Source organism: Pseudomonas sp. GD04058 (genome assembly GCF_029836855.1).
GTDB classification, from domain to species: Bacteria; Pseudomonadota; Gammaproteobacteria; order Pseudomonadales; family Pseudomonadaceae; genus Aquipseudomonas; species Aquipseudomonas bharatica.
On record NZ_JAOECN010000002.1, the window covers coordinates 304,866 to 321,394 of the forward strand.

14 protein-coding genes are annotated in these 16,529 nt (G+C 64.0%); 11 read left to right on the forward strand and 3 right to left on the reverse strand.

Going from position 1 to position 16,529, the window contains the following annotated elements; genetic code table 11:
• Positions 1–3: 3 nt before the first annotated feature.
• Complete coding sequence (locus N7650_RS03270) at positions 4–1,272, forward strand: FAD-dependent oxidoreductase (protein WP_279897102.1); 1,269 nt, start codon at positions 4–6, stop codon at positions 1,270–1,272.
• A gap of 110 nt (positions 1,273–1,382) precedes the next feature.
• Here the strand turns inward: N7650_RS03270 and N7650_RS03275 are convergent, their stop codons facing one another.
• Both N7650_RS03275 and N7650_RS03280 read right to left on the reverse strand, forming a co-directional pair.
• Positions 1,383–1,625 carry a hypothetical protein gene (locus N7650_RS03275; protein WP_279897103.1) on the reverse strand — a complete coding sequence of 81 codons (243 nt, stop codon included), beginning with the start codon at positions 1,623–1,625 and terminating at the stop codon, positions 1,383–1,385.
• A 354-nt stretch (positions 1,626–1,979) separates the two neighbouring features.
• Positions 1,980–3,878 carry an acyltransferase family protein gene (locus N7650_RS03280; protein WP_279897104.1) on the reverse strand — a complete coding sequence of 633 codons (1,899 nt, stop codon included), beginning with the start codon at positions 3,876–3,878 and terminating at the stop codon, positions 1,980–1,982.
• 176 nt (positions 3,879–4,054) lie between these two features.
• Here N7650_RS03280 and N7650_RS03285 point away from each other — a divergent pair, with 176 nt between their 5' ends.
• From N7650_RS03285 to N7650_RS03330, 10 genes are all read left to right on the forward strand, one after another.
• Positions 4,055–4,966 carry a LysR family transcriptional regulator gene (locus N7650_RS03285; RefSeq protein ID WP_009403633.1) on the forward strand — a complete coding sequence of 304 codons (912 nt, stop codon included), beginning with the start codon at positions 4,055–4,057 and terminating at the stop codon, positions 4,964–4,966.
• A 125-nt stretch (positions 4,967–5,091) separates the two neighbouring features.
• The gene (locus N7650_RS03290; RefSeq protein WP_009403632.1) at positions 5,092–6,552 is read left to right on the forward strand and encodes a gamma-aminobutyraldehyde dehydrogenase; all 1,461 of its coding nucleotides are present in this window, start codon (positions 5,092–5,094) and stop codon (positions 6,550–6,552) included.
• Positions 6,553–6,639: 87 nt separating this feature from the next.
• Positions 6,640–7,791 carry a putative ABC transporter substrate-binding protein YdcS gene (gene ydcS, locus N7650_RS03295; protein ID WP_009403630.1) on the forward strand — a complete coding sequence of 384 codons (1,152 nt, stop codon included), beginning with the start codon at positions 6,640–6,642 and terminating at the stop codon, positions 7,789–7,791.
• 397 nt (positions 7,792–8,188) lie between these two features.
• Positions 8,189–9,226, forward strand: coding sequence for an ABC transporter ATP-binding protein (locus tag N7650_RS03300; RefSeq protein ID WP_009403628.1), 1,038 nt, complete (start codon positions 8,189–8,191; stop codon positions 9,224–9,226).
• A gap of 1 nt (position 9,227) precedes the next feature.
• Complete coding sequence (locus tag N7650_RS03305; protein WP_279897105.1) at positions 9,228–10,181, forward strand: ABC transporter permease; 954 nt, start codon at positions 9,228–9,230, stop codon at positions 10,179–10,181.
• Positions 10,171–10,977, forward strand: a complete 807-nt coding sequence (locus N7650_RS03310) for an ABC transporter permease (protein WP_009403624.1) — start codon at positions 10,171–10,173, stop codon at positions 10,975–10,977. The genes N7650_RS03305 and N7650_RS03310 overlap by 11 nt, the downstream gene beginning before the upstream one ends.
• A 28-nt stretch (positions 10,978–11,005) precedes the next feature.
• A complete protein-coding gene (locus N7650_RS03315; RefSeq protein WP_279897106.1) occupies positions 11,006–12,430 on the forward strand; it encodes a gamma-aminobutyraldehyde dehydrogenase in 1,425 nt (474 codons plus the stop codon).
• A 9-nt stretch (positions 12,431–12,439) separates the two neighbouring features.
• Positions 12,440–14,302 (forward strand): NAD(P)/FAD-dependent oxidoreductase, encoded by a 1,863-nt coding sequence (locus N7650_RS03320; protein WP_279897107.1) that lies wholly within the window; start codon positions 12,440–12,442, stop codon positions 14,300–14,302.
• Positions 14,303–14,783: 481 nt separating this feature from the next.
• Positions 14,784–15,038 (forward strand): type II toxin-antitoxin system HicA family toxin, encoded by a 255-nt coding sequence (locus N7650_RS03325; protein ID WP_279897108.1) that lies wholly within the window; start codon positions 14,784–14,786, stop codon positions 15,036–15,038.
• A complete protein-coding gene (locus N7650_RS03330; protein ID WP_009403617.1) occupies positions 15,035–15,367 on the forward strand; it encodes a type II toxin-antitoxin system HicB family antitoxin in 333 nt (110 codons plus the stop codon). The genes N7650_RS03325 and N7650_RS03330 overlap by 4 nt, the downstream gene beginning before the upstream one ends.
• Positions 15,368–15,401: 34 nt before the next feature.
• On the opposite strand, the gene N7650_RS03335 is transcribed toward N7650_RS03330, so the two are convergent.
• Entirely contained in the window at positions 15,402–16,508 is a 1,107-nt protein-coding gene (locus N7650_RS03335) for an NADH:flavin oxidoreductase/NADH oxidase (protein ID WP_009403615.1), read from the reverse strand.
• Positions 16,509–16,529: the final 21 nt, after the last annotated feature.

The following is a 16,529-nucleotide window of genomic DNA, read 5'->3' on the forward strand; positions in this document are numbered from 1 at the left end:
AACATGGTCACGACCTGTGCTTCGCGCGAGCTCGATATCGCTGTGATCGGCGCCGGCATCGTCGGCGTCACCTGTGCCCTGCAACTGGCGCGACAAGGCCTGCGGGTGGTGCTGATCGACCGCCAGGCGCCCGGCATGGGCGCCTCGTTCGGCAATGCCGGGCACCTGGCGACCGAGCAGGTGTTTCCCATCGCCGACCTGTCGATCCTCAAGCGCTTGCCGAACATGCTGATGGACCCGATGGGGCCGTTGCGCCTGGACTGGAAGTACCTGCCCAGCGCCATGCCGTGGTTCGTCCGCCTGCTGCTGAACCTGCGTCCGGCGCCATATCGCCGAAGCGTTGCAGGCATCCGTGCCCTGAACGAAGCCAGCCTGGAGGCGTGGCGGCGCCTGCTCGGTTCACTGGGCCAGGCTGAAATGCTGCAGGAAGATGGGTCGCTGCTGGTCTTCGAAAAACCGCAATCCGCTGCGGCCGTCGACGCTCTGCAAGCGCGCATGCTGGGGCAAAACGTCCCGGTGCAGCGCTGGCAGGCAGATACCATTCGCCAGGCGGCACCGCAGTTGAGCGAGCACCTGCGCGGTGGGCTGTTCTTCCCCGCCACCGGGCATTTTCTTGATCCTCATGCCACGGTGATGGCGCTGTACGAGGCTGCCGTGGCGGCAGGCGTTCGCTTCATTCGACGGGATGTACGGGGTGCCCGGTTGAAGGCGGACAGCATCGGCCTCGCCACCGACCAGGGCGAGCTGAACGTCCCGCGGGTGCTGGTCAGTTGCGGCGCGCACTCGGCGCGGCTCACCCATGCCCTGACCGGCAAGCGCGTGCCGCTGGATACCGAGCGCGGCTATCACCTGATGCTGCCCCATGAGCACCGGCGCCTGCCGTTCGCGGTGACCTCGCTGGAGCGCAAGTTCATCATGACGCCGATGTCCGCAGGCCTGCGCCTGGCCGGCACGGTGGAATTCGCCGGGCTGGAGCGCCCGGCGAACATGGACCGGGCCTGGCAGTTGCAGAGGTTGAGCCGGGGCTTGTTCAAAAAAGAACTGGACGCCCGCGACGCCACGCCGTGGATGGGCTTCAGGCCATCCCTGCCGGACTCGCTGCCGGTGATCGACCGGGTCTGTGACGGACGGGTGCTGCTGGCGTTCGGGCATCAGCACCTGGGGCTGACCCAGGCGGCGGTGACGGCGCAGATGATCGGCGGGTTGATGGGGTCGGGAGTGGAGGGATTGCCGGACCTCGAGCCCTATCGACTCGATCGTTTCTGGAGGTGATCTTGAGGGCCTCATCGCTGGCAAGCCAGCTCCCACAGGTTTCGCGGCGTACACAGAACCTGTGGGAGCTGGCTTGCCAGCGATGAGGCCATCAAATACACACCAGTCAATCAGACCTGAACACTCAAGGTCGAATCCGCCATCGCTACCGTCATCATCGCCTTGCTGACCTTCAGCTCGATCAGTGCATCGTTGAGCATATCCAGATGGTGCTCCATCGGTGGAGCGGGCAGCAGGGATATATTGCCCAAGGCCTTTTCGAGGTAGTTCAGCGCGTGCTGCAGGGCTTCTTCGCGGGTGAGGCCCGGTTTGGTGTGGAGGGCGTAGGGTGGATCGGGGACGCGTTTTTTCATGATTTCGGACTCAGAGATTTGAAGGGTCGAAATCCACGATTCGCTGCTAAACGAAGGGTGGCGACTGTACGCGGGTTAGCAGACCGAGCCTCCAGAGTCCCGTTCACTCGGCGCACCATGAGGTGCCCACGCGCACAGCCGCCATGAAAATGGTTGCTGAAGGGACGAATCTGAAGGATGTCGGACTGCTAAATCCGGTCATTGCGCTAACAACGACCGACGCAGACTAGGCACCCTTTTCACCCCACGCAACCCAAAAGCGGGCCGGGGAGTATGCTTGGGAAATTGCCTACAAGAAAGTCGGAAATCGATGAACTTTTCAGCGCGTAGGCAACACTTTTTCATCGCCCCCTATCAGAAAAAGCCACGAAACATCCCCTGCAACTGCCGATTCCCCGAGTCCACCAGATGGTTGTCATCGAAGTACAACGCCCTGCCCTGCAGCGACCCCATGCACGCTCCGTCCGGGCATAGCCACGGCGCCGGATCCAGCACCTGCACCTGGCAACGGGCGGCTGCGTAGTCGATGGCTTCGTTGGCCCGGCGGTTGCGCTCGTGATAGGCCTCCAGCGGCACCGAGATATCCGATGTGCTGCCCAGGATGCGCGCCTGCAGATTGAGCCCTTTGTAGACGCTGAACGGCATTTCCGGAATCGGCCGCACGATGTACACCGGGCGTTGCTCGGCCAGGGTGCAGACGGTGCGGGCGTATTCGGCATCGAATTGGCGGGCGAAGGTGGCGGAATCCGGGTGGCGCTGGCCGTCGAAGTAGACGCGGAAGCGGTTTTCCCGGCGGTTGTCGGAGTACAGCGCAGCACGGCTGAGCAGCACCACCGGCACCCCGGGGTATTCATGCTTGAGCAGCTCGAAGCGGCGCTGGTTGAACGCGTGGCATTTGCTTTCCAGCTCGCGGTCCTGCATCTGGAAGTCCATCAGGGTCGGGCAGCCACCACGGGACCAGGACAGCGCGGCCTCACGGTTGACGATCTGCACCGCAGCGGCGGTCGATTCGGCATGGCTGTCGCCGAACAGGATCACCCGCACTTCGCCTTCGCCCAGCCGGCAGTCCACCACGTCGCGGTCCGCCGCATCCGGGTAGCACTCACGGGTGTACAACGTGCTGGCGTAGACCGGCCGCTCGTGCTCTTCGAAGGCGAAACGCAGCGCCGGGTATTTCTTCACCAGCGAGCCCCCGGCCGAAGCCACCACCACCAGCACCAACGCCATACCGCAGTGCTTGAGCAAAGCCCGCGAAGGCCGACGGACTTTCCCCACGCTGGATTCGACCCAGCGATACGACAGGTAGCCGAGGGCCAGGGTGAGCAGCAGCGCGACGAGTACGTGGGGCGCGCTGTGGAGCAGCCCGCAGATGTACAGGAAGACCACCAGCGGCCAGTGCCAGAGGTACACCGAGTAGGAAATGCGCCCGACCCACTGCAGCGGCACCACCCGGCTGAACAGCGAGTTGCTGTTGGCCTGGATCACCATTGCCGCCCCCAGCGCAGGCAGCAGGGCCAGGTGCCCCGGCCAGGGGTCGCTGCCGGAAAACGCCAGCACCGCGATCAGGATCATCGCCAGGCCAGCGCCTTCGAGCAGGCCGCGCCCCACCCGCGAGAGGCCCAGCGGAAAGATGAACACCAGCCCGCCAAGGATCATTTCCCAGGCCCGGGTCGGCAGCAGGTAGAAGGCCGCCACCGGATGGCTCTCGGTCAGCAGCACCGACGCGGCCAGCGAAACGCCGCCCAGCAGCGCCAGCGTCCAGGCCATTGCGCGTTCACCCAACCAGCGGAACAGCAGCGGCAACAACAGTGGGTAGAACAGGTAGAACTGCATTTCCACCGACAGCGACCAGGTGTGCAGCAGCCAGTTCTCGTGCAGCGGCGCGGAGAAGTAGTCGCCATCCTCGGCGAAATGCAGGTTGGAGGTGAACAGCAGGCTGTTCTTTGCCGTGCGCAACAGCTCGCGGTAATCATCCAGCGGCAGGTAGACGAAGCCGAACAGCATCAGCGCCAGGCACAACACCGCCAGTGCCGGGATTATCCGCCGTGCCCGCGACGCATAGAAACCGAGCAGGAAGAAGCCGCCACGGCGCAGGCCATCGACGATGATTCCGGTCATCAGGAAGCCGGAAATCACGAAGAACACATCGACGCCGACAAAGCCGCCATCGAAGCCTGGAATACGGAAATGGAAAAGCACCACGGCGATCACGGCGAGCGCGCGCAGGGCGTTGATGTTGTTGCGAAAAAGCATCGGGAATATCCGTGTTCTTTGTTTTTATCGGCCCATCAGTGGACCGTCATGGGTGGAGCCAGCCCCCACCATAGCCGGTTGGGCAGTTGCTTGCAGGATTCGTTCTGCACTTCTGTCCATCGAAAAAAAAGATATAGACTAGCGACCACTCATAAAAATCAATAAAGCACACCGCCATGATGACCCTGCGCCAGATCCGCCACTTCATCGCCGTCGCGGAAACCGGTTCGATCTCCGCCGCTGCCCAGGCGGTGTTCATTTCCCAGTCCACCCTGACCCTGGCCATCCAGCAACTGGAGCAGGAGATCGGCGTCAGCCTGTTCAACCGCCACGCCAAGGGCATGACCCTGACCCACCAGGGCCATCAGTTCCTGCGCCAGGCGCACCTGATCCTCGCTACCGTGGATAACGCCAAGCGCAGCCTGCAACAGAGCACCGACCAGGTCGCCGGCCAGCTCACCATCGGCGTGACCAGCCTGGTTGCCGGTTACTACCTGGCCGACCTGTTGACCCGCTTCCAGCGCGCCTACCCCAATGTGGAAATCCGCGTGACCGAGGACGAACGGCCCTATATCGAGCACTTGCTGGTGGCCGGCGAGATCGATGTGGGGGTGCTGATCCTGTCCAATCTCGAAGACCGTCTGGCGCTGCAGACCGAGGTGCTGACCCACTCGCCACACCGCCTGTGGCTGCCGGCCCAGCATCCGTTGCTGGAGCGCGACAGCATCAGCCTTGCCGATGTCGCCAACGAGCCGCTGATCCAGCTCAACGTCGATGAAATGGAACAGAACGCCCGGCGCATGTGGTCCGGCGCGGGGCTGCAGGCGCAGATCAGCCTGCGCACGGCCTCCACCGAGGCGGTGCGTAGCCTGGTGGCGGCGGGGCTAGGGGTGTCGATCCAGCCGGACATGACCTACCGGCCCTGGTCGCTGGAAGGCGACATCATCGAGGCCCGGCCGCTGGCCGACCTGAGCCAGACCCTGGATATCGGCCTGGCCTGGCGCCGTGGCACGGCCCGGCCGGCGCTGGTCGATCCATTCCTGACCGTGGCCCGCGAACCCGGCTCGGGGCGCAAGCTTTCGATTTAATCGAACGGCCCCTTCAATATTTAGCATTTGTCGACCTGCGCGCTCCGCTCTAGGCTCTGTAAGAAATATCGCCCACCCACGTAGGGCGACAGTTCAAAAAAACAGAACAACAGAGAACTTCCACGATGTCCGGCGCGCACCCGACCTTCTCCACCGCATTGCTGATCGACGGCGAACTGGTTGCCGGCGAGGGGTTGGCCGAGCCGATCTTCAACCCGGCCACGGGCGAAGTCCTGACCCATATCGCCGAAGCCAGCAACGAGCAGGTGGAAACCGCGATCCAGGCCGCGCACCGTGCCTTCGCCGGCTGGTCGCGGACTACGCCGCAACAGCGCTCGAATATCCTTCTGAACATCGCCGATGCCTTGCAGCGCCAGGCCGACGAACTGGCCCGCCTGGAAGCCCTGAACTGCGGCAAGCCGCTGCACCTGGCGCGGCAGGACGATCTGCCGGCGGCCATCGACGTATTCCGCTTCTTTGCCGGCGCGGTGCGCTGCCAGACCGGGCAACTGGCCGGCGAGTACGTACCTGGCTACACCAGCATGGTCCGCCGCGATCCGCTGGGCGTGGTGGCCTCCATCGCGCCGTGGAACTACCCGATCATGATGGCGGCATGGAAGATCGCCCCGGCGCTGGCGGCCGGCAACACCTTGGTATTCAAGCCGTCCGAACATACCCCGTTGTCGATCCTGGCCCTGGCCCCTGCCCTTGCCGAGCTGTTGCCGGCGGGCGTGCTGAATATCGTCTGCGGCGGCGGCGAAAGCGTCGGCAGCCATCTGGTCAGCCACGCCCGGGTGCGCATGGTCTCGCTGACCGGCGATATCGTCACCGGGCAGAAAATCCTTCAGGCCGCTTCCAGGACCGTCAAGCGCACCCACCTGGAACTTGGCGGCAAGGCCCCGGTGATCGTCTGCAACGATGCCGACCTCAAGGCCGTGGTCGAGGGCGTGCGCACCTGGGGCTACTACAACGCCGGCCAGGACTGCACCGCCGCCTGCCGCATCTACGCCCAGGCCGGCATCCACGACAAGCTGGTGGCCGAGCTCGGCTGGGCAGTCAGCAGCCTGCGCTTCGCCAGCAAGCGCGATGCCGACAACGAGATCGGCCCGCTGATCAGCACCCGCCAGCGCGACCGCGTGGCGAGCTTCGTCGAGCGCGCCCTGAGCCAGCCGCACATCGAACGGGTCACCGGCGCCGCCGTGCATTCGGGGGCCGGCTACTATTACCAGCCAACCCTCCTGGCCGGTTGCCAGCAGCGCGACGAGATCGTCCAGCGCGAGGTGTTTGGCCCGGTGGTCACGGTGACCCGCTTCGACGAGCTGTCCCAGGCCGTGGACTGGGCCAACGACTCCGAATACGGCCTGGCCTCCTCGGTGTGGACCCGCGATCTGGACAAGGCCATGCAGATCGCCGCCCGCCTGCAATACGGCTGCACCTGGATCAACAGCCATTTCATGCTGGTCAGCGAGATGCCCCACGGCGGGCTCAAGCGCTCCGGCTATGGCAAGGACCTGTCCAGCGACTCGCTGCAGGACTACAGCGTGGTCCGCCACATCATGGCGCGCCACGGCGAACACCTGGCCTGAACCCGATTTGCATCACCTAATAAAACGCTGGATCGCTGCACCGTTTGCCAATCTGCCCCGACAACTATTTGAACAAGAGGGAACACCATGTTCGCGCACAAGACCGCCCTGCTCAGTGCCCTGGGCACCGCCCTGCTGGCCAGCGCCAGCCTGCACGCCGCCGAACCGCTGAAGGCCGTGGGTGCCGGCGAAGGCCAGCTGGATATCGTCGCCTGGCCCGGCTACATCGAGCGCGGCGACAGCGACAAGGCCTACGACTGGGTCACCGGCTTCGAAAAGGAAACCGGCTGCAAGGTCTCGGTCAAGACCGCCGCCACGTCCGATGAAATGGTCAGCCTGATGGCCAAGGGCGGCTACGACCTGGTTACCGCCTCGGGCGACGCCTCGCTGCGCCTGATCGTCGGCAAGCGGGTGCAACCGATCAATACGGCGCTGATCCCCAACTGGAAGAACATCGACCCGCGCCTGCAGGACGGCCCGTGGTACGTGGTCAACAAGCAGGTCTACGGCACCCCGTATCAGTGGGGCCCGAACGTGCTGATGTACAACACCAACGTGTTCCCCAAGGCGCCGGACAGCTGGGGCGTGGTGTTCGAGCCGCAGAACCTGCCGGATGGCAAGCCGAACAAGGGCCGGGTGCAGGCGTATGACGGCCCGATCTACATCGCCGACGCGGCGCTGTACTTGAAGACCGCCAAGCCGGAGCTGGGGATCAGCAACCCCTACGAGCTGACCGAAGCACAGTACAAGGCCGTGCTCGACCTGCTGCGCCAGCAACAGCCGCTGATCCACCGCTACTGGCATGACGCGACGGTGCAGATGAGCGACGTGAAGAACGAAGGCGTGGCCGCGTCCAGCTCCTGGGGCTACATGGTCAACGGCCTGAAGGCCGACAACCAGCCGGTGGCGTCGGTGATTCCGAAGGAAGGCGCAACCGGCTGGGCCGACACCACCATGCTGCATGTCGAGGCCAAGCATCCGAACTGTGCGTACAAGTGGATGGACTGGTCGCTGCAGCCGAAGGTCCAGGGCGATGTGGCGGCGTGGTTCGGTTCGTTGCCGGCGGTGCCGGCGGCCTGCACCGGCAGCGAACTGCTTGGAGCAGAAGGCTGCAAGACCAACGGCTTCGACCAGTTCGACAAGATCGCCTTCTGGAAAACCCCGCAGGCCGAGGGCGGCAAGTTCGTCCCGTATAGCCGCTGGACCCAGGACTACATCGCGATCATGGGTGGGCGGTAAGCCCTAGCCCCGGGTTGCTTTCGAGGGCCCTATCGCTGGCAAGCCAGCTCCCACAGGGACCGTGTGTACCGAGGCTTTGTGGGCTGGCTTGAGAGCCTCATCGCTGGCAAGCCAGCTCCCACAGGGACCGCATGTACCGGAGCTTTGTGAGCTGGCTTGAGGGCCTCATCGCTGGCAAGCCAGCTCCCACAGAGACCGCATGTACCGGGGCTTTGTGGGCTGGCTTGAGGGCCTCATGCAGGGTTCGCGGCGCACACAGAACCTGTGGGAGCTGGCTTGCCAGCGATAGGGCCCGAAAGAGCAACCCAAAAACCACCTGCAAAAACACGCACCACCGTCGTCAGTCGTCCAGGCCTGGGCCGCTGCACACACCCACGCCTATCCGGAGCATCGCACCATGACCCTTGCAGTCCAGTTCACCCAGGTTTCCCGCTTGTTCGGCGAGGTCAAGGCCGTCGACCGGGTATCCATCGATATCCAGGACGGCGAGTTCTTTTCCATGCTCGGGCCGTCCGGCTCGGGCAAGACCACCTGTCTGCGCCTGATCGCCGGCTTCGAACAACCCAGCGCCGGCTCGATCCGCATCCATGGCGCCGAGGCCGCCGGCCTGCCGCCCTACCAGCGCGACGTCAACACGGTGTTCCAGGATTACGCCCTGTTCCCCCATATGAGCGTGCTGGACAACGTTGCCTACGGCCTCAAGGTCAAGGGTGTCGGCAAGCAGGAACGCCACGCCCGCGCCGAAGAAGCGCTGTCGATGGTCGCCCTCGGCGGCTACGGCAGCCGCAAGCCGGTGCAGCTGTCCGGCGGCCAGCGCCAGCGCGTGGCCCTGGCCCGTGCCCTGGTCAACCGTCCACGGGTGCTGCTGCTCGACGAGCCCCTAGGCGCCCTAGACCTGAAGCTGCGCGAACAGATGCAGACCGAGCTGAAAAAGCTCCAGCGCCAGCTCGGCATTACCTTCATCTTCGTCACCCACGACCAGACCGAAGCGCTGTCGATGTCCGACCGGGTCGCCGTGTTCAACCGCGGTCGCATCGAGCAGGTGGACACCCCGCGCAACCTCTACATGAAGCCGGCCACCACCTTCGTCGCCGAGTTCGTCGGCACCTCCAACGTGCTGCGCGGCGATCTTGCCGGCCAGTTGAGTGGCAGTGCGCAGCCCTTCTCGATCCGCCCGGAACATATCCGCCTGGGCGATTCGGCCGTGAGCGGCCAGGTCCAGGTCAGCGGCGTGCTCCACGATATCCAGTACCAGGGCAGCGCTACCCGTTACGAACTGAAACTGGACAACGGCCAATTGCTCAATGTCAGCCAGGCCAACACCCAGTGGCAGGCCGACGCCGCCCAGTTGCAGCCGGGCCAGCGCCTGGCCGCGCACTGGGCCCGCGAGGCGATGACGCCGCTGCAGGAAACCGTGCTGGGCGAGGGCCGCTGAGATGAGCCTGGCCCTGGAAAAACCGGCACCACGCGTGTCTTCGGGATCGCCCATGCGGCGCTTCTCCAACCTGCTGTACCGCAAGCCCAACCTGTACCTGGCGCTGCTGCTGATCCCGCCGTTGATCTGGTTCGGCGCGATCTACCTCGGCTCGCTGCTGGGCCTGCTGTGGCAAGGGTTCTACACCTTCGACGACTTCACCATGGCGGTGACGCCGGACCTGACCCTGGCCAACTTCGCCGCGCTGTTCAACCCGGCGAACTTCGACATCATCGTGCGCACCCTGGCCATGGCCATCGCCGTGTCCATTGCCAGCGCCGCCCTGGCCTTCCCCATCGCCTACTACATGGCGCGCTACACCACGGGCAAGACCAAGGCCTTCTTCTATATCGCGGTGATGATGCCGATGTGGGCCAGCTACATCGTCAAGGCCTACGCCTGGACCCTGCTGCTGGCCAAGGGCGGCGTAGCCCAGTGGTTCGTGCAGGTGCTGCACCTGGAGCCGGTGCTGCAATTCCTTCTCGGCATCCCCGGGGTCGGCGGCAGCACCCTGTCGACCTCGCACCTGGGGCGCTTCCTGGTCTTCGTTTATATCTGGCTGCCGTTCATGATCCTGCCGATCCAGGCTTCCCTCGAACGGCTGCCGCCTTCGCTGCTGCACGCCTCGGCAGACCTCGGCGCGACGCCACGGCAGACCTTCATGCAGGTAATCCTGCCGCTGTCGGTGCCGGGTATCGCCGCCGGCTCGATCTTCACCTTCTCCCTGACCCTGGGCGACTTCATCGTGCCGCAACTGGTGGGCCCGCCCGGCTACTTCATCGGCGGCATGGTCTACGCCCAGCAGGGCGCGATCGGCAACATGCCGATGGCCGCGGCCTTCACCCTGGTGCCGATCGTGCTGATCGCCATCTACCTGTCCATTGTCAAACGCCTGGGAGCCTTCGATGCACTCTGAAAAAGCTTCGCTGGGCCTGCGTATCGCGGCCTGGGGCGGGCTGGTGTTCCTGCACTTCCCGATCCTGATCATCTTCCTCTATGCCTTCAACACCGAGGACGCGGCGTTCAGCTTCCCGCCCCAGGGCTTTACCCTGAAGTGGTTCAGCGTGGCCTTCTCGCGGCCGGACGTGCTGGAGTCGATCAAGCTGTCGCTGCAGGTTGCCTGCCTGGCCACCCTGATCGCCCTGGTGCTCGGTACGCTGGCCTCGGCGGCGCTGTACCGGCGCAGCTTCTTCGGCAAGGAAGGCATTTCGCTGATGCTGATCCTGCCGATCGCCCTGCCCGGCATCATCACCGGTATCGCCCTGCTCTCGGCGTTCAAGAGCCTGGGCATCGAGCCGGGGATCTTCACCATCGTGGTCGGCCACGCGACATTCTGCGTGGTGATCGTCTACAACAACGTGATCGCTCGCCTGCGCCGTACCTCGCAGAGCCTGATCGAGGCCTCCATGGACCTCGGCGCCGACGGCTGGCAGACCTTCCGCTACATCATCCTGCCGAACCTCGGCTCGGCGTTGCTGGCCGGCGGCATGCTGGCCTTCGCCCTATCGTTCGACGAGATCATCGTTACCACCTTCACCGCCGGGCACGAACGCACCCTGCCGATCTGGCTGCTCAACCAGCTCAGCCGGCCGCGCGACGTGCCCGTCACCAACGTGGTGGCCATGCTGGTGATGATGGTGACCATGCTGCCGATCCTTGGCGCCTACTACCTGACCCGCGGCGGCGAAAGCGTCGCCGGCAGCGGCAAATAACCCCGACTTGCCTGACGAGGACTGACTCATGCACACCCAACTGCTGATCAACGGCCAACTGCTCGATGGCGAAGGCCCGAGCCATGACGTACTGAACCCGTCGCTGGGGACTACCCTGGTGAGCATCAAGGAAGCCAGCGCGGCCCAGGTCGATGCCGCCGTGCGCGCCGCCGACCATGCCTTCGATGCCTGGTCGCAAACTGCGCCGAAGGACCGCTCCGGCCTGCTGCTGAAGCTGGCCGATGCCATCGAGGCCCACGCCGAAGAGTTGGCCAGACTGGAATCGGACAACTGCGGCAAGCCCTACAGCGCCGCGCTGAACGACGAGATCCCGGCCATTGCCGATGTGTTCCGCTTCTTCGCCGGTGCCAGCCGCTGCCTCAATGGTTCGGCGGCCGGCGAGTACCTGCCGGGGCATACCTCGATGATCCGTCGTGACCCGGTGGGCGTGATCGCCTCCATCGCACCGTGGAACTACCCGCTGATGATGGTGGCCTGGAAGATCGCCCCGGCCCTGGCCGCCGGCAATACCGTGGTGCTCAAGCCGTCCGAACAGACGCCACTGACCGCCCTGCGCCTGGCGCAACTGGCCAACGGGATCTTCCCGGCCGGCGTGCTCAATATCGTCTTCGGCAAGGGCCCGAGCGTCGGCGCGCCGCTGGTCAGCCATCCGAAGGTGCGCATGGTGTCGCTGACCGGTTCCATCGCCACCGGCTCGAACATCATTTCCAGCACCGCCGACAGCGTGAAGCGCATGCATATGGAACTGGGCGGCAAGGCCCCGGTGATCATCTTCGACGACGCCGATATCGATGCGGCGGTGGATGGCATCCGCACCTTCGGCTTCTACAACGCCGGCCAGGACTGCACCGCAGCCTGCCGCATCTATGCGCAAAGCGGTATCTACGAGAAATTCGTCGAGAAGCTCGGTGCGGCGGTCTCGACCATCAAGTACGGCCTGCAGAACGACCCGGAGACCGAACTGGGCCCGCTGATCACCGCCCAGCACCGCGACCGCGTGGCCGGCTTCGTCGAGCGCGCCATCGCCCAGCCGCATATCCGCCTGGTCACCGGCGGCAAGGCAGTACCGGGTGACGGTTTCTTCTTCGAACCGACCGTACTGGCCGACGCCCAGCAGGATGATGAAATCGTGCGTCGCGAGGTATTCGGGCCCGTCGTCTCCGTCACCCGCTTCGACGACGAAGCCCAGGTGCTGGCGTGGGCCAACGACTCCGACTATGGCCTGGCCTCCTCGCTGTGGACCGCCGATGTCGGCCGCGCCCACCGCGTTTCGGCGCGCCTGCAATATGGCTGCACCTGGGTCAATACGCACTTCATGCTGGTCAGCGAAATGCCCCACGGCGGCCAGAAGCTTTCCGGCTATGGCAAGGACATGTCCATGTACGGCCTGGAAGACTACACCTGCATCCGTCATGTGATGTTCAAGCACTAAGGGATTTTCATGCAGATCACACGACGCGATTTCCTCAACGGCGTCGCCATCGGAATTGCAGCGGGAATGACCCCGCTGCAGATTCTCCAGGCCGCTCCGGACGGGCGCTACTATCCGCCCTCCCTGACTGGCCTGCGCGGCAGCCACCCGGGCGCCTTCGACGTGGCGCACCAGATGGGCTGGGAGAAAAAGACCTTCGACACCGACGCCCTGCCGATCGCCGAGCAGTACGACCTGGTGGTGGTCGGGGGTGGCATCAGTGGCCTGTCGGCAGCCTGGTTCTATCGCCGGAAACATCCGCAGGCGCGGATCCTGGTGATCGAAAACCACGACGACTTCGGCGGCCACGCCAAGCGCAACGAGTTCAGCGCCGACGGGCGGATGATCATCGGCTATGGCGGCAGCGAGGCGTTCCAGTCGCCAAACCATCTGTACAGCCAGGAAGTGAACGGTCTGCTCAAGGCACTAGGGGTGGAGATCAAGCGCTTCGAAACGGCGTTCGAGCGCAACTTCTACCCGGACCTGAACCTGTCCCGCGCAGTGTTCTTCGACAAGGAGACCTTTGGCGAGGACAAGCTGGTGACCGGCGACCCAACGCCCATGGTGGCCGACGATATCGCCCCGGACCGGCTGAATGCCCGCTCGATCCGCGACTTCATCAACGACTTCCCATTGCCGCAGGCGGATCGCGCGGCGCTGATCGACCTGCACGAAGCGCCCCGGGATTACCTCGCCGGCAAGAGCCTCGAACAGAAAACCAAACACCTGGAGACCACCAGCTACCGCGACTTCCTGCTCAAGGACGTGGGGCTGTCGCCAGTCGCCGTGGCCTACTTCCAGGGGCGCACCAACGACTTCATGGCCTTGGGCATCGATGCAGTGGCGGCCTATGATGCCTACAACTTCGGTTTCCCCGGCTTCGCCGCGATGAACCTGGAGCCGATCAGCGAGGAAGCCCGGGCGGAGATGGAAGAGCCCTACATCTACCACTTCCCCGATGGCAACGCCTCGCTGGCGCGCCTGCTGGTACGCGACCTGATTCCCCAGGTGGCGCCGGGCAAGGGCATGGAGGATATCGTCCTGGCGAAGTTCGACTACAGCCAGCTGGACCAGGCTGCGCACCCGGTGCGCATCCGCCTGAACAGCACGGCGGTCAGCGTACGCAATGTGGATGGCGGGGTGAACATCGGCTACAGCCGTGGCGGGCAACTGGCACAGGTGCGGGGCAGGCACTGCGTGATGGCCTGCTACAACATGATGATCCCCTACCTGCTGCGCGACCTGCCGGCGGAACAGGCCCATGCCCTGAGCCAGAACGTCAAGTTCCCGCTGGTGTACACCAAGGTGGTGGTGCGCAACTGGCAGGCGTTCCACACGCTCGGCGTGCACGAAATCTATGCGGCGACCCAGCCCTACAGCCGGATCAAGCTGGATTATCCGGTGAGCATGGGCGGCTACGAGCACCCGCGGGATCCGGCCAAGGCCATCGGCCTGCATCTGGTCTATGTGCCGACCACGCCGAATGCCGGCATGAATGCCCGGGACCAGGCGCGCACCGGGCGGGCGAAGCTGTACGGGCAGAGTTTCGATCAACTGGAAGCGCAACTGCGCGAACAGTTGCAGCGGATGCTTGGCGCGGGTGGGTTCGATCACCAGCGCGATATCCTGGCAATCACGGTCAATCGCTGGTCGCACGGCTATGCCTGCTTCACCAACAGCCTGTATGACGACCCGGCACAGACCGAACAATGGATGGAAACAGCGCGCAAGCCGCTGGGGAATGTAAGCATCGCCAACTCGGATGCGGCATGGAGTGCGTATGCCCATGCAGCGATCGATGAGGCCTGGCGGGCGGTGGGGGAACTGGCCTGACCCCAGAGGACAACATCAAACCCTGTGGGAGCTGGCTTGCCAGCGATTGCGCCCGACCTGACAACATCATTGCTCAAGCCGGCCTCATCGCTGGCAAGCCAGCTCCCACAGGGCCTTTGTCGAACACGGATCCCATGGCTGGCTCAGGACGTTGTGGGAGCTGGCTTGCCAGCGATTGCGCCCGACCTGACAACATCATTGCTCAAGCCGGCCTCATCGCTGGCAAGCCAGCTTCCACAGGGCCTTTGTCGAGCACGGATCCCATGGCTGGCTCAGGACCTTGTGGGAGCTGGCTTGCCAGCGATTGCGCCCGACCTGACAACATCATTGCTCAAGCGGCCTCATCGCTGGCAAGCCAGCTCCCACAGGGGCCCGGTGATAAGGCGAACCACAGCTCTTCCGGAAAATTCCTACTCAAGTTACTTCTCTTGCCTACCCCCAAAAGATTGAACCATGCCACCTGGTATCATAGTTTGATACCATGAATAGTCATCAGCTCAGTACCCTGAAGCTACTCTTCAGCAAACCACCCCCGAAGAACCTCGAATGGTCACGAATCGAGTCGCTGTTAGTCAGCTTGGGATCCCAGATCATTGAAGGCAGGGGTTCAAGGGTCCGTTTCGAACTGAACGGTGAAGTCGCGACCTTCCATCGCCCTCACCCCGACAAGCAGGCCAAGCATTATCAGATCCGCGACGCGCGCCGGTTCCTTGAACTGGCAGGAGTGACACCATGAATGTAATGACCTACAAGGGATACGCAGCGCGTATCGAATACAGTGATGAAGACCAGTTGCTGATCGGCCATGTAGCGGGCATTCGCGATGTAATTGGCTTCCACGGAGAGTCTGTCGCGGAACTGCGTAGCGCCTTTGAAGAAGCAGTGGACGATTATCTGGAAACCTGCATCAGATTGGGCAGGGAACCGCAAAAGACCTATTCGGGAAAGCTGAGCCTGCGACTGGAGCCTACTCTACACGCCAGCGTCGCCGCCAAAGCAGAACTGGAGAACAAGAGCATCAATCAGTGGGTGAGTGACGTGTTGAATCACGCGGCCCATGCATAAAAAGGGCAGACCACAAGGCCTGCCCCTCTCGCGTTCAATCCCTCAAATCCGACTCATGAATCGGCTGCTCCCGGCTGGTCGCGCGCTGGTACTGCGCCGGCCAGGTCGCCTTGTTGCCGCCTAGGTCGTCATCGGCATGCAGCGGCCAGTACGGATCACGCAGCAGCTCGCGAGCGAGGAAGATCAGGTCGGCCTGGCCGGTGCGCAGAATGTGCTCGGCCTGCGCCGGCTCGGTGATCATGCCGACCGTGCCCGTGGCGATCCCCGACTCCTTGCGTACTTTTTCCGCAAAACGCGTTTGATAGCCAGGGCCAGTAGGGATCTCGGCATGCATGGATGTGCCGCCGGACGACACATCGATCAGATCGGCACCCAGGGTTTTCAGGCGCTTGGCCAGTTCCACCGTTTCATCCGGGTTCCAGCCATCCTCCACCCAGTCCGTCGCCGAAACCCGCACGAACAGCGGCAGCGACTCCGGCCAGACCTCGCGCACCGCCTCGGTGACCTGCAAGGTCAGGCGAATACGGTTTTCAAAGCAACTGCCATAGCTGTCACGGCGCTGGTTGCTGAGCGGCGAGAGGAACTGATGCAGCAGGTAACCATGCGCGGCATGGATCTCCACCACCTTGAATCCCGCCACCAGCGCACGTTTGGCGGCAGCGACGAAGTCGTCGATGATGTCGCGGATCTGCGACTCGTTCAGCTCGCTAGGCGTGGTGTGCTGCGGGTCGAAGGCGATCTTCGACGGCCCGACCGGCACCCAGCCACCGTCCTCGGGCTTGACGCTGCCATGCTTGCCGATCCACGGCCGATGGGTACTGGCCTTGCGCCCGGCATGGGCCAGCTGGATGCCCGGGACCGAGCCCTGTGCCACGATGAAACGGGTGATGCGTTGCAGTGGCGGGATTTGCGCATCGTCCCACAGGCCCAGGTCCTGGGCGGTGATGCGACCCTCGGCGGTGACCGCAACGGCTTCGGTGATGACCAGCCCGGCACCGCCGACCGCACGGCTGCCGAGGTGCACCAGGTGCCAGTCATTGGCCAGGCCATCGACGCTGGAGTACTGGCACATGGGCGACACGACGATACGGTTCGGCAGGGTCAACTGACGCAGGGTGTAAGGCTCAAGTAACAGACTCATGAGGGCACCTCTCCAGGACTC